The 19,249-nt window shown below is 65.8% G+C and carries 21 protein-coding genes, 1 tRNA gene and 1 pseudogene; 18 read left to right on the top strand and 5 right to left on the bottom strand.

The window, feature by feature from the left end; translation table 11 throughout:
• The first annotated feature begins 159 nt into the window (after nucleotides 1-159).
• The 5 genes from CXY80_RS18720 (at nucleotide 160) to CXY80_RS18700 (ending at nucleotide 3,786) form a co-directional block, all read left to right on the top strand.
• Complete coding sequence (locus CXY80_RS18720; RefSeq protein WP_369828728.1) at nucleotides 160-1,491, top strand: TadA family conjugal transfer-associated ATPase; 1,332 nt, start codon at nucleotides 160-162, stop codon at nucleotides 1,489-1,491.
• A 69-nt stretch (nucleotides 1,492-1,560) separates the two neighbouring features.
• The gene (locus CXY80_RS18715) at nucleotides 1,561-2,559 is read left to right on the top strand and encodes a type II secretion system F family protein (RefSeq protein WP_233195460.1); all 999 of its coding nucleotides are present in this window, start codon (nucleotides 1,561-1,563) and stop codon (nucleotides 2,557-2,559) included.
• 216 nt (nucleotides 2,560-2,775) lie between these two features.
• Nucleotides 2,776-2,958: a DUF4244 domain-containing protein gene (locus tag CXY80_RS18710; RefSeq protein ID WP_092449807.1), complete on the top strand. Its 183-nt coding sequence runs from the start codon at nucleotides 2,776-2,778 to the stop codon at nucleotides 2,956-2,958.
• Nucleotides 2,959-3,040: 82 nt separating this feature from the next.
• A complete protein-coding gene (locus tag CXY80_RS18705) occupies nucleotides 3,041-3,376 on the top strand; it encodes a TadE family type IV pilus minor pilin (protein ID WP_092449744.1) in 336 nt (111 codons plus the stop codon).
• On the top strand, nucleotides 3,373-3,786 hold the full coding sequence (locus CXY80_RS18700) for an Rv3654c family TadE-like protein (protein WP_092449746.1): 414 nt from the start codon (nucleotides 3,373-3,375) through the stop codon (nucleotides 3,784-3,786). Before CXY80_RS18705 ends, CXY80_RS18700 begins: the two co-directional genes overlap by 4 nt.
• On the opposite strand, the gene CXY80_RS18695 is transcribed toward CXY80_RS18700, so the two are convergent.
• A complete protein-coding gene (locus tag CXY80_RS18695; RefSeq protein WP_092449748.1) occupies nucleotides 3,783-4,016 on the bottom strand; it encodes a hypothetical protein in 234 nt (77 codons plus the stop codon). The two genes, CXY80_RS18700 and CXY80_RS18695, sit on opposite strands and share 4 nt — an antisense overlap.
• Before the next feature lie 207 nt (nucleotides 4,017-4,223).
• Here CXY80_RS18695 and topA point away from each other — a divergent pair, with 207 nt between their 5' ends.
• From topA to CXY80_RS18675, 4 genes are all read left to right on the top strand, one after another.
• On the top strand, nucleotides 4,224-7,229 hold the full coding sequence (gene topA, locus CXY80_RS18690; RefSeq protein ID WP_092449750.1) for a type I DNA topoisomerase: 3,006 nt from the start codon (nucleotides 4,224-4,226) through the stop codon (nucleotides 7,227-7,229).
• The gene (gene tmk, locus CXY80_RS18685) at nucleotides 7,226-7,843 is read left to right on the top strand and encodes a dTMP kinase (RefSeq protein ID WP_104133359.1); all 618 of its coding nucleotides are present in this window, start codon (nucleotides 7,226-7,228) and stop codon (nucleotides 7,841-7,843) included. Before topA ends, tmk begins: the two co-directional genes overlap by 4 nt.
• A gap of 104 nt (nucleotides 7,844-7,947) precedes the next feature.
• Nucleotides 7,948-9,423 (top strand): cell wall metabolism sensor histidine kinase WalK, encoded by a 1,476-nt coding sequence (locus tag CXY80_RS18680; protein WP_104133358.1) that lies wholly within the window; start codon nucleotides 7,948-7,950, stop codon nucleotides 9,421-9,423.
• Entirely contained in the window at nucleotides 9,420-10,076 is a 657-nt protein-coding gene (locus CXY80_RS18675) for a response regulator transcription factor (RefSeq protein ID WP_104133357.1), read from the top strand. The genes CXY80_RS18680 and CXY80_RS18675 overlap by 4 nt, the downstream gene beginning before the upstream one ends.
• A gap of 82 nt (nucleotides 10,077-10,158) precedes the next feature.
• Here the strand turns inward: CXY80_RS18675 and CXY80_RS18670 are convergent, their stop codons facing one another.
• From CXY80_RS18670 to CXY80_RS18660, 3 genes are all read right to left on the bottom strand, one after another.
• Entirely contained in the window at nucleotides 10,159-10,635 is a 477-nt protein-coding gene (locus CXY80_RS18670; protein ID WP_092449758.1) for a hypothetical protein, read from the bottom strand.
• Between the two features lie 131 nt (nucleotides 10,636-10,766).
• Nucleotides 10,767-11,981 (bottom strand): phosphotransferase family protein, encoded by a 1,215-nt coding sequence (locus CXY80_RS18665; RefSeq protein WP_158251708.1) that lies wholly within the window; start codon nucleotides 11,979-11,981, stop codon nucleotides 10,767-10,769.
• Nucleotides 11,968-12,387, bottom strand: coding sequence for a hypothetical protein (locus tag CXY80_RS18660; RefSeq protein WP_104133354.1), 420 nt, complete (start codon nucleotides 12,385-12,387; stop codon nucleotides 11,968-11,970). The genes CXY80_RS18665 and CXY80_RS18660 overlap by 14 nt, the downstream gene beginning before the upstream one ends.
• 198 nt (nucleotides 12,388-12,585) lie before the next feature.
• Between CXY80_RS18660 and CXY80_RS18655 the strand changes: the two genes are divergently transcribed.
• The 4 genes from CXY80_RS18655 to CXY80_RS18640 all read left to right on the top strand — a co-directional run bounded on the left by CXY80_RS18655 (nucleotide 12,586) and on the right by CXY80_RS18640 (nucleotide 16,239).
• On the top strand, nucleotides 12,586-13,761 hold the full coding sequence (locus CXY80_RS18655; protein WP_092449764.1) for a DNA polymerase III subunit delta': 1,176 nt from the start codon (nucleotides 12,586-12,588) through the stop codon (nucleotides 13,759-13,761).
• Nucleotides 13,762-13,903: 142 nt separating this feature from the next.
• Nucleotides 13,904-15,439: an alpha/beta hydrolase gene (locus tag CXY80_RS18650; protein ID WP_104133353.1), complete on the top strand. Its 1,536-nt coding sequence runs from the start codon at nucleotides 13,904-13,906 to the stop codon at nucleotides 15,437-15,439.
• A 39-nt stretch (nucleotides 15,440-15,478) separates the two neighbouring features.
• Nucleotides 15,479-16,117 carry a TetR/AcrR family transcriptional regulator gene (locus CXY80_RS18645; RefSeq protein WP_104133352.1) on the top strand — a complete coding sequence of 213 codons (639 nt, stop codon included), beginning with the start codon at nucleotides 15,479-15,481 and terminating at the stop codon, nucleotides 16,115-16,117.
• Between the two features lie 46 nt (nucleotides 16,118-16,163).
• A tRNA-Thr gene (locus CXY80_RS18640) sits at nucleotides 16,164-16,239 on the top strand.
• 132 nt (nucleotides 16,240-16,371) lie between these two features.
• On the opposite strand, the gene CXY80_RS19605 is transcribed toward CXY80_RS18640, so the two are convergent.
• Nucleotides 16,372-16,659 carry an integrase core domain-containing protein gene (locus CXY80_RS19605; protein ID WP_158251707.1) on the bottom strand — a complete coding sequence of 96 codons (288 nt, stop codon included), beginning with the start codon at nucleotides 16,657-16,659 and terminating at the stop codon, nucleotides 16,372-16,374.
• Nucleotides 16,660-17,091: 432 nt separating this feature from the next.
• Between CXY80_RS19605 and CXY80_RS20875 the strand changes: the two genes are divergently transcribed.
• The 5 genes and pseudogenes from CXY80_RS20875 to CXY80_RS18615 all read left to right on the top strand — a co-directional run bounded on the left by CXY80_RS20875 (nucleotide 17,092) and on the right by CXY80_RS18615 (nucleotide 19,209).
• Nucleotides 17,092-17,424 carry a transposase gene (locus CXY80_RS20875; protein ID WP_369828726.1) on the top strand — a complete coding sequence of 111 codons (333 nt, stop codon included), beginning with the start codon at nucleotides 17,092-17,094 and terminating at the stop codon, nucleotides 17,422-17,424.
• The gene (locus CXY80_RS18630; protein ID WP_199182296.1) at nucleotides 17,345-18,178 is read left to right on the top strand and encodes a transposase; all 834 of its coding nucleotides are present in this window, start codon (nucleotides 17,345-17,347) and stop codon (nucleotides 18,176-18,178) included. Before CXY80_RS20875 ends, CXY80_RS18630 begins: the two co-directional genes overlap by 80 nt.
• Before the next feature lie 15 nt (nucleotides 18,179-18,193).
• Nucleotides 18,194-18,403: pseudogene (locus tag CXY80_RS18625) on the top strand (IS3 family transposase); the annotation flags it as partial.
• 249 nt (nucleotides 18,404-18,652) lie between these two features.
• Nucleotides 18,653-18,892, top strand: coding sequence for an addiction module protein (locus tag CXY80_RS18620; protein WP_134468324.1), 240 nt, complete (start codon nucleotides 18,653-18,655; stop codon nucleotides 18,890-18,892).
• On the top strand, nucleotides 18,889-19,209 hold the full coding sequence (locus CXY80_RS18615; protein WP_092449773.1) for a hypothetical protein: 321 nt from the start codon (nucleotides 18,889-18,891) through the stop codon (nucleotides 19,207-19,209). Before CXY80_RS18620 ends, CXY80_RS18615 begins: the two co-directional genes overlap by 4 nt.
• Nucleotides 19,210-19,249 lie beyond the last annotated feature (40 nt).

Here is a 19,249-nt window from a genome sequence, read left to right as displayed (position 1 = left end):
CAGCAAGACGTATGGTTCCCCCCAATCTGCGTGTTGCTAGGCGGCACCTGTTCCCCCCAATAGGTGCCGCCCCTTCTGTTTAAATGCGCAGGTCGTCTGGCGCGGGTTGCTTGCGTGGCAGCTCATTTCAGGGCAGGTCGGGCTTGCCAGGCGCGCTGCGTGGGGCTGGTGCCGATCCTCCCCAAGCGCGACCAGCAGCCGTTTCTTACCGATCCCGGCGGCGGCCCGGCGGCGCGCCCGGACCCGCTCTACGGTCGGAGCATGGTCCAGCCCTTCGTCGCCGTTCCGTCTTACGCCGTTCCGGGTGTCGCCGGTTCGTCTTGCGCCGGCGCGGTTGCGGCGTCGCCTGCGAATCCGAGCACCGCGTCGGGCACTCGACCGCTCGCTGCGCCGCAGCGAGCGCCGACTCCCCGGCATCGCACGGTGCCCACGGATGCCGTAGGTACCGTGCCGCAGGACAGCGCCGTTCAGCCGGCGGTCGCCGCTGGCGGGATCCCCGGCAGGATCGGCGCCGAACCGGCTTACAGCCCGACTCGCCCCGAGACCAACCGTTCCGACCTTCGGGCGCTCGGCCCGCTGGCCGGCTACGCCGAAGACCCTGAGACCACCGACCTGTTCGTCAACGGGGAATCCGGGCTGTGGATTGATGCCGGCCACGGCCTCGCCTTCGCACCGGCCTGGCAGCTCGGTGAGGCGGAGGTACGTGCTCTGGCCGTGCGGCTGATCGCCCTCGGCGGGCGACACATCGACGAGGCCAGTCCCTGCGTTGACGTTCGGCTGGCCGACGGCATTCGGGTGCACGCGGTACTGCCTCCGGTATCCAGCACGGGAACGCTCCTGTCGATTCGGCTTCCGCACGCCGCGCATCGCAGCCTCGGTGCGCTCGCGGACGCCGGTTTGTTCGGCGTGGGAGAGGCATCCGCTGCCCGGCTGAACCGACTGCGTGCGGCGGTGCGCGGTCGGCAGAACCTGCTCATCACCGGCGCGGCCGGCAGCGGAAAGACCACCCTGCTGGCCGCGCTGCTCGGCGAGGCACCGGCCGACGAGCGCATCGTCGCGATCGAAGACGTGGCCGAGCTGCGCATCCTGCATCCGCACGTGGTCGCGCTCGAGGCCAGGCAAGCCAACCTGGAGGGCGCCGGACGCATCGGCCTCGAGGCCCTGCTGCGTGAAGCTCTGCGCATGCGGCCGGATCGGCTCGTTCTGGGCGAGTGCCGCGGATCCGAGATTCGCGAGCTGCTCGCGGCGCTGAACACCGGGCACGATGGGGGAGCTGGCACCCTGCACGCGAATTCCCTCGACGACGTACCGGCCCGTCTGGAAGCCCTTGGGGCGCTCGCCGGAATGAGTGCGGCGGCCGTAGCCCGCCAAACGGTGAGCGCGATCGGGCTTGTGCTGCACCTGGAACGTACCGAGGGGGTGCGGCGGCTGGAGGCGGTCGGCCGGTTCACGCTCAATGGTCGAGACCGCCTGGCGATCGAGGCCCTGTGATGCGGCCAAGGGTAGCGATCGCGTGGTGCGATGTGCCTCTGCACACGGTCGCGAGGGGAGGATCCGCTCTTGCGGCACGGTGAATCGGTACCGCCGATCGAGGAGGTCGCGGCGGTCACTCAACGGCTGGCCGTGCTGCTCTCGGCTGGCGTTTCTCCGGTCTCGGCATGGGGCTACTTGTTACCAACTTCGGATGGCCTGCCGGCGGCAACGAGTCGTACCGTGCGACGCGCCGGATCGCCCGCGGCGGGCGGCGCGGAAATCGCGACCACGGGCATTCTGCGGGCTGCCGCTCGGGCTGCGGCCCGTGGCGACAGCGTGGCCGATGCGATCGCCGGGCAGGCATGCGGCGAGACCGAATCCGCCTGGCGGGGACTCGCTGCGGCCTGGCAGGTCGCCACCCAGGCCGGGGCACCACTGGCCGGTTGCCTGCGGGAACTCGCCGCATCACTGCGTGACCTGGCGCAGGTGCAGCGCGACCTCGAGGTCGCGCTGGCCGCCCCGCGCGCGACGGCACGATTGGTCATGGTGCTGCCGGTGATCGGCATCCTCTTTGGCAGCCTGATGGGCTTCGACTCGGTGCACACGCTGTTCGCGACCGTGCCCGGGCTGCTCTGCTTGGCCGGCGGCGGTGTGCTCATGGCCGCCGCTGCGGGTTGGAGCCGCGCGCTGGTACACCGAGCGGCGCCGACCGAGCTGACTCCCGGTTTGCGACTCGAACTCATGGCCATTGCCATGTCTGGGGGCGGGTCGATCGATCGTTCCCGGGCGTTCGTGCACGCTGCGGCTGAGCGCTATGCGATCGGGTCTGGAACGGAGTCGGGGGATGATCCAATCGAGCGGGTGCTTGACCTGTCGACCCGGGCGGGGGTTCCGGCAGCGGAATTGTTGCGCAGCGAAGCCGAACAAGTGCGACGGGATGCCCGAAGTGCGGGACAGCGTCGAGCCGGGACCCTCTCGGTGACGCTCATGCTGCCGCTCGGCCTGTGCGTTCTGCCCGCCTTCATGCTCGTCGGCGTCGTGCCACTGCTGATCAGCGTGCTCTCCTCCACCCTCGCCACGTTCTGAGGCTGTGCACAGATCAGGGGATGCGTGCGGCCGCCACTTCCAGATCGGAGCAGAGTGAATGTGCTCGTGCCGCCCAACCCGCGTCGACAGACGCCAGAAGGAGACGAGCCTGTGTATACAAAGATCGGGTTAGTGGAAAAAGCGGTGCCTGTCGCGGTGGTGTCTGCCGACGTGGTGCTGGCCGAAACCGTGCCGGAGGAATCAGCGGCTAACACTGTGCTGCCTGCACGAAGTGCCCTGCGACGGCTGACCGACGAGGCCGGAGCTGCCACCGCCGAATACGTGGTCGCCACGATGGCCGCGGTTGGCTTCGCCGGATTGCTCATCGTCATTCTGCGCAGCGACGAGGTGCGTGGGATGCTCACCGACCTGGTGCGCCGTGCACTCAGCATCGGGTAGTCGAGGGCGCGCGCATCGGAGGCAGGCCTGGCCGAGCAGGCCCAGCCGGGCGAGTCGGGAAAATTGGGCCAGCCGGTCAAGGATGAGCGGTCAGGCGAATCGGGGCAGTATCACGGCCGAGTTCGCCACCGCGCTGCCGGCCGTTGTGCTCGTGCTGGCCTGCTGCCTGGGCGCAGTGCAGGTCGTCGGGGTGCAGGTGCGGCTGACGGATGCCGCCGCCACCGCGGCGCGGGTCCTGTCCCGCGGCGACAGTGTGGCCCGCGCAGCGGCGCTCGTCGCCGGTGCAGTGTCGGGAGCCGGCCTGGCGGCGGAACGACGCGGCGAATTCGTCTGCGCCCGAGTCACCGCGACCGGCTCTGGTCTGTTCGCGGAGCTCACCCTCGAAGCGCGTTCCTGCGCCCTCGCCGGTGGCCAGTGAGCGCGGGCGGGCGGCGGGACGGGGCCGAGCGGGGGGCAGGCTCGATCCTCGCGATCGCGGTGCTCGGTGCCACCGTGCTGCTGACGACCCTCGTTGTGTCCACCCTCGCGCTGCTCGCGGTCGGCCGGTCCGTCGCGAATGCCGCTGACGCGGCCGCGCTCGCTGCGGCCGACACCGCATCCGGGGCAATCGCGGGCTACCCCTGCCCAGCGGCGGATGCCGTCGCGGCACTCAACGAGGTGGCCGTAACCCGCTGCGCGGTGACCGGGCTGCTCGCATCCGTTTCGGTGAGTCGCACGGTTCTGGGCATCGAGCTCTCGGCGAGCGCACGGGCCGGGCCGCCGCCGGAGTCTGCACTGCCGGAGGCTGCACCGCCTGAAACTCAGCCCCCCGAAGGCGACACCACCTAAGAGAGCAGAACCTCGAGGTACCGGTACTCGACCGCCGTAGGACGACCGGAGTCGGAGCCCTCGAACTCCCGGCCGGCACCACGCGCATAGAGATATCGTTTGCCAGCGTCGGCCGGAATCTCAATGCGCGGTTGCGGATCGCCCGAATCGAGAAAGGTCGTCGTGATTGTCTTGCCCTGGAGGGGGCCATCCGTCAACATCGCGGTGTATGTGGCCGTCATTGTACCCATGGGTCTATTCTGCACTCTGGTTTACAAACGGCAAGGGTATCGAGCCGACACGCGGCACGCCCAGAGCGAACTGGATGGTCGCTGGGAGTGGCGTGTATGCCAGCGGGACGCGCCGACCGGCACCCGTCGATTAGGCGGGCACTCCATTCCAGTGTGTATGGTGTGCCTTGGCCCATCATTTGGCCACTACCTATAAAGAGGAGTCTGGTGCCAGGCACTAAGAAGCTGGTCATTGTTGAATCACCGACCAAGATGAAGTCGATCGCCGCGTATCTCGGCGACGGCTATGAAGTTTTGTCTTCGGTCGGTCATATTCGCGACTTGATCGAGCCGAAAAACCTGCCGCCGGAACTTAAGAAGGGTGCGCTCGGCCGATTCTCGGTCGATGTGGAAAACGGTTTCGAACCGTACTACGTGGTCTCCGACGCCAAGAAGAAGACCGTCAGCGAACTCAAGCGTGCCCTCAAGAATGCGAACGAACTCTTGCTCGCAACTGATGAGGACCGCGAAGGCGAGGCCATCGCCTGGCACCTGCTGCAGGTGCTGCAGCCCAAGGTTCCGGTCAAGCGCATGGTGTTCCACGAGATCACCAAGGACGCCATCCTCGCTGCCAAGGACAATACTCGCGACCTCGATACCGCCCTCGTCGACGCGCAGGAAACCCGGCGCATCCTCGACCGCATCTACGGCTACGAGATCTCCCCGGTGCTCTGGCGCAAGGTCGGCCCGGGCCTCTCCGCTGGCCGCGTGCAGAGCGCCGCGACCCGCCTCGTCGTCGACCGGGAGAAGGAGCGCCTCGCGTTCGTCTCCGCCGGCTACTGGGATCTGCTGGCGCGACTGGCGGCATCCGCTTCAGAAACAGACCAAGCCTTTGACGCGAAGCTCGTGCGTCTGAACGGTGAGCGCATCGCCACCGGTGGCGATTTCGACGATTCGGGTGCGCTCAAGCCGACCGTGAAGGCCATCACCCTCGACGCGTCCGCTGCTCAGGCACTGACGATCGCTCTGAAGAGCCCGGACGTCAAGCTCGAGGTCACCAAGGTCACTTCCAAGCCGTACCGTCGCAGCCCCGCCGCACCATTCACGACCTCGACCCTGCAGCAGGAAGCTGCGCGAAAGCTGCGCTTCACCGCCCGGCAGACCATGAGCGTCGCGCAGTCGCTGTACGAAAACGGGTACATCACCTATATGCGTACCGACTCGCCGTCGCTCGGGCAGCAGGCTCTCACCGCTGCCCGCACCCAGGCGGCCGCGCTCTACGGCGCTGAAACGGTTCCGGATGCCCCGCGCGCCTACAAGGGCAAGAGCAAGAATGCGCAGGAAGCGCACGAGGCAATTCGCCCCTCCGGCGACACCTTCCGCACCCCGACCTCGCTCGCGTCGAGCCTGCGTGGCAACGACTTCAAGCTCTATGACCTCATCTGGAAGCGCACCGTCGCCTCGCAGATGAAGGACGCCACCGGTTTGACCGCCTCGGTGACCATCGCCGCCGGCCCGACCGGCACGTCGGAGCACCCCGCAGCCTCGGGCGCGCTCGCCGAGTTCTCGGCCAGCGGAACCGTCATCACCTTCCGCGGCTTCATGCTCGCCTACGAAGAGTCCAAGGACGAAGAGCGCAACGCGTCGACGGATGCGACCGATTCCAAGCTGCCGCCACTCGAAGAGGGCCAGACCTTGGCGCTGCTCGACCTCGAGGCCAAGGGCCACGAGACCACCCCGGCCGCCCGCTACACCGAGGCCAGCCTGGTCAAGAAGCTCGAAGAGCTCGGCATTGGCCGCCCCTCGACTTTCGCGTCCATCATCTCGACCATTACGGAGCGTGGCTACGTCACGCCGCGCGGTCAGTCGCTAGTTCCGAACTGGATCGCCTTCTCGGTCGTGCGCCTTCTCGAAGAATTCTTCGGAGACTTGGTCGAATACGACTTCACCGCCGAGATGGAGGACGACCTCGACCGCATCGCCGGCGGCGAAGCCAACCGTCTGGACTGGCTCAACAGCTTCTACTTCGGCAGCGATAAGCATCGCGGCCTGCGCCAGGTCATCGACAACCTCGGTGAGATCGACCCGCGGGTGATCAACTCGGTCACCATCAGCGATGACATCACCCTGCGCATCGGCAAGTACGGCCCCTACCTCGAGGTCATCGACCCCGATGCTGAAGCGGATGCCCCGCCCCGCCGGGTGAACATTCCGCCGGAACTCGCTCCCGACGAGTTGACCGCGGCGAAGGCCCGCGAACTCATCGACGCCCCGGTCGTCACCGACCGTGTGATCGGACTCAACCCGGAGAACGGCAAGGAGATCGTCGCCAAGGACGGCCGCTTCGGCCCGTATGTCACCGAGCTCGCGCCAGCTCCGGACGAGCCGGTTGTTCCGGTCGTCGTGGCTGTTCCCGTGGAAACGATCGACCCCGCAACCGGCGAGGTCACGGTGACTAAGCCGAAGCGCAAGCCGGCCGTCAAGAAGGTGGCCGCTGCTGACAAGCCGCGCACAGCATCCATTTTCAAATCGATGGATCTGGCCACCGTCGACCTGGAAACCGCGCTGCGCCTGCTCGCCCTGCCGCGCATGGTGGGGCTCGACCCGGAGACCGGCACCGAGATTCTGGCCCAGAACGGCAAGTTCGGGCCGTACCTGAAGAAGGGCATCGACACCCGGTCGCTCACGAGCGAAGACCAGATCTTCGACATCGACCTGCCCGGTGCGATCGAGCTGTACGCCCAGCCGAAGTATGGCGCCCGCCGTGCCTCGAGCGCCCTGAAGGAATTCGAAGCGCCCGACCCCGAAAGTGGCAAGGCGATCAAGATCAAGGACGGGCGGTTCGGCGCGTATGTGACCGACGGGGTCACCAACGCGACGATTCCCAAGTCGGAGGACATCGAGGAGATCGACTTCGAGCGGGCCGTGCAGCTGCTCGCTGACAAGCGGGCCAAGGGGCCGGCGGCTCCTCGCAAGAAGGCGCCGGCCAAGAAGGCCGCCGTCAAGAAGCCGGCCGTGAAGAAGGCGCCGACGGCAGCAGCGAAGGCTGCCACCGCCAAGAAGGCTGCTGCGACCCGTGCCGCGAACGCGGCGGCCAAAGCAGCGTTGGCCGGCACACCAGTGGCTCCGGTCAAGAAGGCCGCGGTCAAAAAGCCCGCCGCCAGGAAAGCGCCAGTGAAGAAGTCGGCCAGCTCTGCCGCTGACGCGGTCTCGACCACCACGATTGCGCCGTGACCGGCCTCTTCATCACCCTGGAAGGCGGCGATGGATCAGGCAAGACCACGCAGGCGCTCCTGCTCACCAACTGGCTTGAGGAGCGGGGGCGCACCGTCGTGCGCACCCGCGAGCCCGGCGGAACGGATGTCGGGGTCGCGATTCGCGAGATCGTACTGCACCACCGCGGCGAGGTGGATCCGCGCGCCGAAGCCCTGCTCTACGCCGCAGACCGGGCCCAGCACGTCGGTACGAAGCTGCGGCCGGCGCTCGCCCGCGGCGATGTCATCGTGCAGGACCGCTACCTCGACTCCTCGGTCGCCTACCAGGGAGCGGGCCGGGTGCTCGGCGCCACCGAGGTGCGGGACCTGTCGCTTTGGGCCGCCGAGGGGCTTCTGCCCGATCTGACCGTGCTGCTCGACCTCGACTCGCGCGCCGCCCGGGCCCGCCTCGAAGCCGACGACAAGGTCTTCGACCGGCTCGAGGCCGAGAAGAACGACTTTCACGCCCGCGTGCGCGCCGCTTTTCTCGAGCTGGCCGCTGCCGAGCCCGCCCGGTTTCTGGTAGTGGATGCTGCGGCCCCCGCCGCCGAGGTCGCCGCCATCATCCGAGCTCGAGTTTCCACCCTCCTCTAGCGTTCCGGGCCCGGAACCCGGGCCCGGTTTATAACTGGGCCCACGGTCGGCGCCCGGGCCCCAAACGTGGGCGGGGTGGCAACTCTCTAAGGGATACTGAAGCTATGACCTCGACTGCCTCGTCCGCTGTGCGATCCGGCTGGTCGGTGCGGGTGCGCATCCTCGCCGCCATTCTCGTCGTAGCCGGCCTCGGCCTGGCCGTCGCGGGCGGCACGGCCTATCTCGTGCAACGCGACCGCGCCCTGCGCGACATCGACGCTCGCCTCGCGACGAGCGTCGAGAGCGTGCGCTTCATCGTCACCGGCGTGCCGACTACCAACCTCAACGAGGTCGAGGCATTGCCGGAGGCGTCCGGCGCGAGCTACCCGTCTACCCGGGAGGCATTGCAAGCGGTCATGGCCCGACTCGTTCCGAGCCCCAACGAGAGCACCCTCGGAATCATCGATGGCGTCCCGGCACTGATCCCCGGCACCGAGTTGTCCTTCCACCTGGAGGATGATGCCGGGTTCATCCTGCGCATTCTCGATGAAGTGGCCGGTGTCAATGTCGTGCGCGGCACTGCCGTCTCCGAACTCGGCAACCTGCGGTATATCGCCGCGCCGGTGACGGTGGAGGCTAGCGGGGAAGCGGGAATTTTCGTCACCGCTTTTGATTTGGACGCCGAGCTCGGAGAGTTGACGAGCGCTTTTCGCATCTATGCGGCCGTCGCGGCTGCGGCGCTCGTGGCGGTCGGGCTGGTCGGATGGTTCGTCGCCGGCCGCCTGCTGCGACCGGTGCGCCAGCTGCAGGCCGCCGCGTCGCGGATCACCGCAACCGACCTGCACGAGCGCATCCCGGTGATCGGCCATGACGACATCTCTGAGCTCACCGGAACGGTCAATGACATGCTCGAGCGTCTTGACGAGTCGCTGACCGCGCAGCGACAGCTGCTCGAGGATGTGCGCCACGAGCTCAAGACTCCGATCACCATCGTGCGCGGCCATCTTGAGCTGCTGGATCCGCGCAATCCCGACGATGTCGCATCCGCTCGGGAAATTGCCCTTGACGAACTCGACCGGATGACCGGACTCATCGACGACATCGAGTCGCTCGCCAACGCCCAGCGCGGCAATCTGCAGCGGGTGCCAACGGATGCCGGCGACCTCACCGAGCAGTTCTTCCTCAAGGTTAGTGCGCTGCCCGACCACGTCTGGATTCTGGCCGAGCGCGCGCACGTTGTCGTGCCGGTCGATCCGGCCCGGCTCACTCAGGCGTTCCTGCAGCTGGCGAACAATGCCGCCAAACACTCAGCTTCCGGCACGACCATCGAGATAGGCAGCACCGAACACGCGGAAGCGGTGGAATTCTGGATCCGCGACAGCGGCCCCGGCATTCCGACGGAGGCCAAGGCCCGCATTTTTGAACGGTTCGGCCGTGTCGATTCCGGGCGTGGTGTCGAAGGTTCCGGCCTCGGGCTGCCGATCGTCGACGCTATCGCGCGGGCGCACGGCGGCTATGTCGACCTGGTGACGTCGCCCGACGGATCCCGGTTCGGCATCCTGGTGCCGCGCCGCGCCGTTGATGTGGTGGCCGCGACATGACCAGCATCCTCATCGCGGAGGACGAGGCTCGAATCGCTCTGTTCGTGAGCAAGGGCCTGAGGGCCGCCGGCTATTCCTCGACCGTGGTCGATGACGGGCTCGACGCCGTGAGCTATGCCCAGTCCGGCACCTTCGACCTGCTACTGCTTGACGTTGGACTGCCGAGCATAGATGGCTTCGAGGTGATGAAACGGATCAGGGCCGAACGGCTGCCGCTGCCGATCATCATGTTGACCGCTCGGTCGACGACCAGCGACATGGTCGCCGGCCTCGATGGTGGTGCCGATGACTATCTCGCGAAACCGTTCAAATTTGATGAGCTGCTGGCGCGCATCCGCTTAAGACTGCGAGATGCCGAACAGAGCTCGCCGACGAGGCTGGCCTATGGGGAGCTCGCCCTCGACCTGCGCACCCGCCGTGCAACGGTGGGGGAGCGCACCGTGGAACTGTCGGCCCGGGAGTTTGCCCTCGCTGAAGACTTTCTGCGGCACCCCGACCAGGTACTCAGCCGTGAGCAGCTGTTGAGCCGGGTATGGGGTTACGACTTCGATCCAGGTTCCAACGTCGTTGACGTGTACGTGCGATATCTTCGGGCGAAGTTCGGGCCGGAACGCATTGAGACGGTGCGCGGCATGGGATATCGGCTCAAGTAATCCCGCTCGGGGAAGCAGAAAGCCCGGGCGCGGGCCCGGGCTTTCTGCTGCTCGTTGTTCGATCTGAGCCGCGACGCTCTGCTTAGTCGACGGACGCGGGGCTCTGCACCGATGCCGGGCTGGCCGGCGAGGCAACCGAGGCGGCAGACACCGGGCTCGCGACGGACGGTGCGGACACCGGGGTCACGACCGAGACGACTGAAACCACCGAAACGGCTGAGACCGCCGACACGACACTCACGGTGCTCGAGCCGCTCGACGAGTCGTTGCTTGTGTCGTTGCTTGAGTTGTCGGATGAGTTGGACGAGGTGTTGGAGGAGTCATCGCTCGAGAGGGACACCGAGTCGTCGAATGTCGAGACACTCGCCGTGCTGAATGGAATCGCCGTGCTCGTCGAGATGGAGCTCACCGGCTGCACACCGATCGAGCTTCCCGAACTGTCCTCAATCTCGAAGGCGTTCGCTGCGGTCACGGCACCGCCGGCGAGCAGTCCGATACCGAGTGCGGATCCGGCGCCCATAGCAATCCAACGCTTCTTGGCTGTCATCTTGGGGTTCATGGTGTCTCCTTGTCGTTGGCGGGTCGAGCCTGTGCTCGTCTGCTGTTACTTCAAGATTCCTGCCCCAGTATGAGAAGCCTCGGAGTCCGGCGTGAGAGGACTCTCATCTTGGTCGAAGGCATCCGCTGGTCTCAGGCTGAGGCGGGGTCGACGACGAGTTCGGTGGCCGCGCCGAGCAATGTCGCGCTGTGTGCACCCGGGGTCAACACGTGCCCAAGCAGGTGGGTTGCCGCGATGTACCGCGCCCGGTTGAGAAACTGCTCGCCGCGGCGAGGCCACCGGCTGCGGGCGCGGGCAGCCAGGACGCGGCAGCCTTCGGCGGATTCGGGATTGGAGTGGTCGTCGTGGTGCAGGGCGCTCACGACCAGGTGCGCGTAGAGCGCAGCGGCATCGTCGGCCGGGTCGCCGAGCCCGGCCGTGTCGATGTCGAGCACGCCGGAGATGCGTGGGGAGTCGAGAGTGTCGGGGTCCAGAAAGATCTGCCCCAGGTGCAGGTCGCCGTGCACGGTGACGGGGGCGGCGGGAATCGCGGCCGCGCGCATCCGTTCTATGGCAGCGCCGAGGGCGGTGATCCTGGGCGATTCGGCCGGCAGCAGAGAACCGGTCCGCTGCACGTACCAGGGCAGGCGTGCTGACAGCGACACTCGTGCTGGGCCGGAACTCTCGATCAGGCCGATTTCTGTTGTGATCCGATCGAGCTCGTCGAGGAAAGGTTCGGGCGAGAATTGCGCGACCACCTGGCTCGCTTCGACACCGTGAACGGACTCCAGGGCGATGAATCCGTCGGCGCTCCAGCCGCGGCTGCGCGGTACCGGAACGCCGGCGGCTCCCCAGAACACGTGGCGAGCATGAAGCGGCCCTGCGGCGGCCGGGCGAACGACTTTGAAATACACCGTGAACTCGGGAGCGACCATACGCACAACGGCGCGTTTTCCTGGCCGATAGGCCGCGATGGTGACGACGAGGCTGCTCGCGTGCAGGCCGAGCCGGGCGAGCAGAACCTGTGCGGCGTCCGGGTAGACCGCCGCGGCCAGGGCCGGCAGCTCGGGATCGTTCGGGTACAGCCAAGCGGCCACGGTTTCGCCGGTTTGCTCGTCACGGAAGGCGAGCACGCCGGGCCGGTCACGTTTGGTCGGATTCGATTCGAGGTAGACGGTGTGGGACTCGGTCGTCTGGGTGCCGGGATCCAGCTCGATCGTGTACCCGGCAGTGAAGCCGCGAGCGGTCGTTTCGATGCTGAACCGGTGCAGCCGTACCAGGGTCATTCCGAGCGACTCTGCGACGGCCTCGAGAATCTCCGGCGCCTGTTCCAGCGGACGCGACCCGCCGGGTTCAGTCGTCGTCAACGTCAACGTCAACGTCGTCGTCGTCGTCGTCAACGTCGTCGTCAACGTTGTCAACGTTGTCTGCGTTGTCTACGTCGTCCACGTTGTCTACGACGTCTACGACGTCAATTTCGTCAACGTCGTCGTCGATGGTCTGTGATCCGGCCGGGGGAACAGCGACGGGCGGGGCGACCGGAACATCAGCGGTGGCGGTCGAAGTGGGCGTGGGCGTCGATGCGATTTTGGGCGTGGTATCCGCATCGGTCGTGCTCGAGTCAGAGTCGGTTCCCACGGGATCGATTCGCTGAACCAGCCCGGGCTGGTCGGTGATAGTGAGAGCGGACGTCATCGCGACGGCACCCGCCGATCCGGCGCCGAGGGCGGCCACAATCGCGGCACCGAGCGCCACCTTCCAGAAAGTCTGCATTGTTCTAGTCTGGGGCCTCGACGAAGGTTCTCACGCAGAGCAGCATGAGAGGGTTCTCATCTTGAGTCGGTCGTGACCTCGTGGCTTCCGCAACCGGGCCCAGGATCTACCAGTCGCCCACCTTCCGGGCCCGGGCCCGGGCCCGAGCGCGCGCACGCGGGCGCGGGCGGTGTCGGTGGGGCGGGTTACCCTTGACTCATGGCAGTGTGGGACAACCTAACGGGACAGGCCGACGCAATCGCCATCTTCAGGGCGGCGGCGCAGCGGGTGCCCTCCGCCAGTGACAGCAGCAGCTCCGCCGAGTCCAACTCGATGACGCACGCCTGGCTCATCACCGGGCCACCCGGGTCCGGCCGCTCGAACCTCGCATTCGCCTTCGCCGCAGCCCTGCTCAGCCCGGGCACCCCCGCCGAAGACCTCGCCGCGGCCCGCCAGGTCGAGGCCCGCACCCATCCAGACCTCAGCGTGCTCGCCACCGAGGGCGTCATCATCAAAATGGAATCCGTCAAGGAAGCCGTCGCCCGCTCGCAGTACTCGCCCTCGGTCGGCCGCTACCGCGTCGTCGTGGTCGAAGACGCCGACCGCATGGTCGAGCGCACCTCCAACGTGCTGCTGAAAGCCCTCGAAGAGCCGCCCGAACGCACCGTGTGGATTCTGTGCGCGCCCAGCGAGGCCGACCTGCTCCCCACCATCCGCTCACGCGTACGCACCGTGCGCCTGCGCATGCCAAGCGTCGCCGACGTGGCCGACCTGCTGGTGCGCCGCAACGGTGTCGACCCGGTCATCGCCGAACTCAGCGCCCGCCTCGCCCAGAGCCACATCGGCATGGCCAAGCGGCTCGCCACCAATGCCGACGCCCGGGCCAGACGCGAGGAAACCCTGCGCACGGCCCTCGGCATCCGTTCGGTGTCATCGGCCGTCAACGCTGCCGCGCGGCTGCTTGCCATCGCCGGCGACGACGCCAAGGCCATCACCCTCGAGCTGGATGCCGCCGAGCGCGACGGCATGCTGCGCTCTCTCGGGGTCGAGGCTGGCCAGTCGGTACCGCCGGGGCTGCGCAGCCAGATCAAGGCCCTCGAAGACGACCAGAAGCGTCGGGCCGTGCGCAGCCTGCGCGACGGCATCGACCGCATCCTGGTCGACCTCGCCTCGCTCTACCGTGACGTGATGATGGTGCAGCTGGGCCGGGACCAAGCGGTGATCAATCTCGAGCTGCTCGCCGAACTGCGCACCGCGAGTGCGGCCAGCGCTCCGGCGGCCACCGTCGCCACCATGGACGCGATCGCCGTGGCCCGCCAGCGTATCCAGGGCAACGTCGCGCCCGCGCTCGCGCTCGAGGCGATGCTGGTGTCGGCGATCCGCCGCCCCCAGTGACGTCGAAACCAATGACGTCGAAACCAACGACGTCGAAACCAGTGACGTCGAAACCAATGACACAGCGACGTCCCCCACAGGGACTCCCAGCCGCTTTCGGTAGCGTGAGCCGCAGCATCCGCTTCAGGAAAGAGGAAATCCGTTGAACCGCAGTATCCTCGCACTGAGCGCCACGGCCGCCGCACTGGCGCTCACGCTTATTTTGAGCGGATGCTCCGCCTGGTTTGCGACGGATGCTGGCCCGGCCGAGTCCACGCCTACCGGCGAACAGGTTGACAGCGACCTCGCCCCGTTCTACAGCCAGGTGCTGCAGTGGGACGGCTGCGGCGACGGCCTGCAGTGTGCGGAGGCGTCCGCCCCGCTCTCCTATGGCGATCCGGCCGCCGGGGAGATCTCGCTCGCCCTCGTGCGCCACGTGGCCACCGGGAACGATCGCATTGGTTCCCTGCTGGTGAACCCCGGCGGACCCGGCGGTTCCGGCTACGATTTTGTCGCGGATTCCCTCGACTACGCCACCGACAAAAAACTGCAGGCGAGCTTCGATATCGTCGGATTCGACCCGCGCGGGGTGGGCCGTTCTTCGGCGGTGTCCTGCTACGACTCCGCCGAGATGGACGAGTACCTGTATGGGCTGACCGAGGCGAAACGCGGCACGGATGCCTGGATCGCGCAGCTTGCAGCTTCGTCCGACGCCTTCGCAGCGGCCTGCGCCGACGAGACCGGTCCGCTCCTCGGCACCGTCGACACGCAGAGCGCCGCCCGTGACCTCGATCTGCTGCGCGCCGCCCTCGGCGATACTGAGCTTAATTTTCTCGGCTACTCCTACGGCACCTTTCTCGGCGCCACCTATGCCGAGCTCTTTCCCGAGAAGGTCGGGCGCTTCGTGCTCGACGGGGCCGTCGACCCGTCGACGAGCAACTTCGAGGTCACCAAGAGCCAGGCGGTGGGCTTTGAAAATGCGCTGCGCGCCTACCTCGCCGACTGTGTGACGGGGGAGGACTGCCCGTTCCGGGGCAGTGTTGACAACGCTCTGACGACAATCGGGGCGCTCATGGCGTCGGTTGACGCGAGCCCGATCACGGCAACGGATGGCCGTCAGCTCGGCGCGAGCGCGCTGCTCACGGCGATCATCTATCCGCTTTATCAGGCCACGGCGTGGCCGCAGCTCAGCGTCATGTTCGACACCGTCATGCACGGCAGCGCCGACGGCGCCTTTCAGTTCGCCGACGCCTACAACGGCCGGGATGCCGACGGTAACTATTCCGACAACTCGACCGAGTCATTCATGGCCATCAACTGCATCGACTACGCCTACAACGCCGACCCGGCGTCGATGCGCGCCCAGGCCGCCGAACTCGCCGAAGCTGCCCCGGTGATCGGCCCGTACATGAGCTTCGGCGACATCGGGTGCGCCAACTGGCCATACACGTTCACCGGCGAACGCGACGAGATCCACGCGGCGGGCGCGGCGCCGATTCTGGTCGTCGGCACCACCAATGACCCGGCGACCCCTTACGTTTGGGCGCAGCAGCTGGCCGAGCAGCTCGACAGCGGCACCCTGGTGACCTACACCGGTGAAGGTCACACCGCCTACAACAAGTCGAATTCCTGCGTGAATGATGCGGTCGACTCCTATCTCGTCGACGGAATCGTGCCGGCCGCCGACCCGCAGTGCTAACCACTCAAGGGCGTTCGAGCGCTGTGGAACAATTGGGGCATGTCGATCGAAACGGAACAGCCGGGCCTGCGTGAGCGCAAGCGCCTCACCACTCGGCGAGCCATCCAACACGCCGTGCTGACCCTGTCCCGCGAGCGCGGCATTGAGCACGTCACGGTCGAGGACATCAGCCGCCTCGCCAATATCTCGCCGCGCACCTTTTTCAACTATTTCCCTTCGAAAGACGCCGCCCTAATTGGGGACGCGCCTGGAATGGCATCCGCTGAAGATATAGAAATCTTTGTCGCGGCTGGCCCGAGCAGCGACGTGCTCGCCGATTTGGCCCTGCTGCTCGCCAAGAGTCTGCAGCGCACCGAGGCCGATCGGGAGATTCACCAGCTGCGCCGCACGGTTATGAAGGAGAACGCCTACCTGTTCGGTATGCGCATGGCGACCCTGCGCGACTTCGAGGACCAGCTGCAGCAGATTATCGAGCGCCGTTTCAGAGCGGATGCCCCGGAGCGAGCCGAGGACCCGGCCGAGCGGAATCAGCGGGCCCTGTTGTTCACGCTCGTAGCCGTCGCGGCGATCCGTCATGCCTGGCGGGTCTGGGCGGAGGGCGACGATGTGGCCCCGCTTTCGGAGTGCGTGAACGCCTCATTCGCCGAGGTGTACAGAATCACTCGTAGAAACGACTAAGCTTGGCTGCTGTGTCACCGACTGGTTTTCGAGGTGATCTGGTAACGCCGCCTTAGCTCAGTTGGTAGAGCATCTCACTCGTAATGAGAAGGTCGTCAGTTCGATTCTGACAGGCGGCTCCACTAAAACTCCCGGTCAGACGGGGCTTCTAAAACTGTCTCAACGGTATGTTTCGCCGAATTTGCCCCAATTTGCCCACATTTGTTTTAAGTGCACGGTTATTGAGGGCGTCTGCAACTGAACCGTGCCGGTTTTCATGCCGCCGTTTTGTTGGCGGCTTCGATATTTATCGGGCCGTTCGTTTCAGCGTAGTAGTTGCTTTCATATTCCTCGGGCGGCATGTTCCCGAGGGAGCTGTGGAGGCGCCGATTGTTGTACCAATCGATCCAGTCGATGGTGAGTTCTTCGACGTCGGCGAGGGTCTTCAGCGGGCCCGTGTGGAAGGGGGAGTTCTTCGCGAGGGCCTCGTTCTTGTAGAGCCCCGTGACGGTCTCTGCGGCCGCGTTATCGTACGCGTCACCGACCGTCCCGATCGAGGCCACGAGTCCCTCAAGAACGACGGTTTCTGTGAATTTGATGGACGTATGCTGTGATCTTGCATCGGAGATAAGCCGAATTCGGCTTAACTCCGACCGTGGCACGCAATATACGTCGAGCCTGTTCCAAAAGTGGTGCGCCGCGAACCAGGTCACGCAGTCGATGGGAGCCGTCGGTCTGTGTTGGGACTGTGAGACGATCAACCCATCAGGCCGGGTCGCGGCTTGACCCGTGTTGGGATTGACAGTCGGCCTCATCGCCGGCGTGTCCTTGCGTTGATCTGTCGGCCGCGACCGGGTCTGGTGCCTGAATTTCACCTGGCCCAGCCATGTCCCAATAGGGGCCTTTCCGTGGGCGTTCGCTGCCTGCGTGGATCGTCACAGTCCTGACTGACTTTCTCTCGTGGAATTGCTCGTCAACCCCCACGAAAGGCAGCCATGAGGTCATCTGTTCTGAATCACCCCCGAAAGTCGCGACCAGCGCTCCACGGTGAAGGGGTGATCCTTGGCGTAGACACACACAAGGATGTCCACGTCGCGGCGATCCTGACGATCACGGGAGTTCTTCTAGCGACCCACAGCTTCCCGACGACACGCGATGGCTATGCAGCGACTTTGGAGTGGGCCCACCGGTTCGGGGACGTGAACGCGGCCGGTATCGAATGCACCGGCTCGTACGGTTTTCGCGCTGATGAAGTACCTCCAAACCCAGAACGTGACAGTGTTCGAGGTGAATCAACCAGACCGAGCGCTGCGGCGCAAAGCCGGTAAAAAAGATGCCGTTGACGCTGAAGCTGCGGCCCGGGCAGTTCTCGCCGGCCGGTCCTTGGCCACGCCGAAAACCGGTATCGGTGCCGCCGAAGACCTACGCCAAATGCGGTTGGTGAAATCGTCAGCAGTGAAGGCACGAACGACCGCAATCAACCAGCTCAAAGGCCTCGTTGTCGGAGCGGAGCCAGCACTGCGCGATCAGCTCCGTGGACTCAGCACCAAAGCCCTCAGCCGGGCCTGCGCCCTGCTGCTGCCCAGCACCGTCGAACGAATGCTCATGAGTGAACTTGCCACCCGCATCCACCACCTCACTCAGCAGCTCAGCCGCCTGGAAACGGCCATGACACGAACGGTGACAGCCTGCGCGCCCGAGCTCCTAGACCGCCCCGGTGTCGGCTACGACAGCGCCGCTGCGCTACTCATCGCCGTCGGCGACAATCCCGAAAGAATGAAGAACGAAGCCGCCTTCGCAGCGCTCTGCGGCGTCAGCCCGGTCGAGTTCTCGTCAGGGAAAACGACGAAGCGGCGCCTCAATCGCGGTGGGAACCGCCAAGCCAACGCAGCCCTGTATCGAATCGTGCTGACGAGACTTCGGTGGGATGAAACCACCCAGAAGTACCTACAGCACCGCACCGAACAAGGGAAAAGCAAGCGAGACGTCATCCGCTGCCACAAACGATACCTCGCACGCGAAATCTTCACCATCCTGAAAACCCTTCCCGACCAGCCCAAAACCTCGCGCAGCATGAATTGACAACATAGGGGCATCAACGCGGTGGCGGAAAGTTTCTTCTCGCATTTGAAGACCGAAATGTATTACCAGCACGAGTTCGAGAACCACCTCGCCGCGAGGACCGCCGTGATGGAATATATCGAATCTTGGTACAACCGGCGGCGCCCTCATTCACGCAACGGAGGGCTCCAACCTGCGGTCGCGTTGGCCGCTCACCGCGACGCCCGCCAAACGGCTGCAGCGTAGAAGAAAAATCAATCAGATTGTCTCAATAACTTGACGGGCGCATCCCCTTACGGACGTCACGTGCTCGGTGAATCCCGTGGTCGGAGACTTGGGCGGCGGAGTCGGCTCTGGAACGTCCAGTGACTCCAGTGATTGCCTGACGAGTCCGCCACTCTTCCTAACGAGACGCGTCGGGCTGCGGCCCAGCGCCGACACGGGCGGTAAATTCGGACACTGGCTGATGTCAGCATGCCGTCGTACACTGGCCAGATGACACCGAAGCTCTCGGCTTACATCGCGGCGGGTAAGGCCCTCGATGCTGACGAGCGCGAGATTGCCGCGCTCGCTCTTCAGCAGGTCGATGAGGCAGACCAGGCTGCGATTGACGACGCTTGGGGCGAGGTGATCGACCGCCGACTTGACGAACTCATCAGCGGCAAGGTCGAGTCGGTCAGCGGCCGGGAGACCATCGCCATCGCGCGGGCACGATCGGCCTCACGGCGCCGGTGACTCTCGATTGGCGCGAGCATCCGGACGCTCGTGACGAGTTTCTGGATGCTCACGAACGCTACTCGGCCATCGATCACGGCAAACTCGGCGACGAGTTCGCAGATGCAGCAGAGGCCGCTGCTGAATTGATCCTTCAATGGCCGGATGCGGCGTCGCCATTCCGGGGTCGGCAGCGCGAGCCCATTGTGCGCTCATGGCATCTCGGCAAGTTTCCGTACAACCTGGTCTACGTCGTCGGAGGGGATGGGATATTCGTGCTTGCCTATGCTCACGAGTCTCGTCGCCCCGGTTACTGGACGCAGCGACTCGCCGAATGACCGGGCGAGGGTCGGTCGAAGAACCCAAGGCAGTCTCCAG

This window comes from Cryobacterium sp. M91, assembly GCF_002929615.1.
Classification (GTDB): domain Bacteria; phylum Actinomycetota; class Actinomycetes; order Actinomycetales; family Microbacteriaceae; genus Cryobacterium; species Cryobacterium levicorallinum.
Note: the sequence above shows the minus strand (reverse complement) of the source record. Positions and strands in the feature narration are given on the sequence as shown.

Excerpts from the sequence above, each read along its gene's own strand:
- CXY80_RS18645 (WP_104133352.1), top strand. The coding sequence starts at position 15,479 with ATGTCGATCGAAACGGAACAGCCGGGCCTGCGTGAGCGCAAGCGCCTC.
- CXY80_RS18655 (WP_092449764.1), top strand. The coding sequence starts at position 12,586 with ATGGCAGTGTGGGACAACCTAACGGGACAGGCCGACGCAATCGCCATC.
- CXY80_RS18680 (WP_104133358.1), top strand. The coding sequence starts at position 7,948 with ATGACCTCGACTGCCTCGTCCGCTGTGCGATCCGGCTGGTCGGTGCGG.
- CXY80_RS18660 (WP_104133354.1), bottom strand. The coding sequence starts at position 12,387 with ATGCAGACTTTCTGGAAGGTGGCGCTCGGTGCCGCGATTGTGGCCGCC.
- CXY80_RS18695 (WP_092449748.1), bottom strand. The coding sequence starts at position 4,016 with ATGGGTACAATGACGGCCACATACACCGCGATGTTGACGGATGGCCCC.
- CXY80_RS18675 (WP_104133357.1), top strand. The coding sequence starts at position 9,420 with ATGACCAGCATCCTCATCGCGGAGGACGAGGCTCGAATCGCTCTGTTC.
- CXY80_RS18620 (WP_134468324.1), top strand. The coding sequence starts at position 18,653 with ATGACACCGAAGCTCTCGGCTTACATCGCGGCGGGTAAGGCCCTCGAT.
- CXY80_RS20875 (WP_369828726.1), top strand. The coding sequence starts at position 17,092 with ATGAGGTCATCTGTTCTGAATCACCCCCGAAAGTCGCGACCAGCGCTC.
- CXY80_RS18630 (WP_199182296.1), top strand. The coding sequence starts at position 17,345 with ATGAAGTACCTCCAAACCCAGAACGTGACAGTGTTCGAGGTGAATCAA.
- CXY80_RS18670 (WP_092449758.1), bottom strand. The coding sequence starts at position 10,635 with ATGAACCCCAAGATGACAGCCAAGAAGCGTTGGATTGCTATGGGCGCC.
- CXY80_RS18705 (WP_092449744.1), top strand. The coding sequence starts at position 3,041 with ATGAGCGGTCAGGCGAATCGGGGCAGTATCACGGCCGAGTTCGCCACC.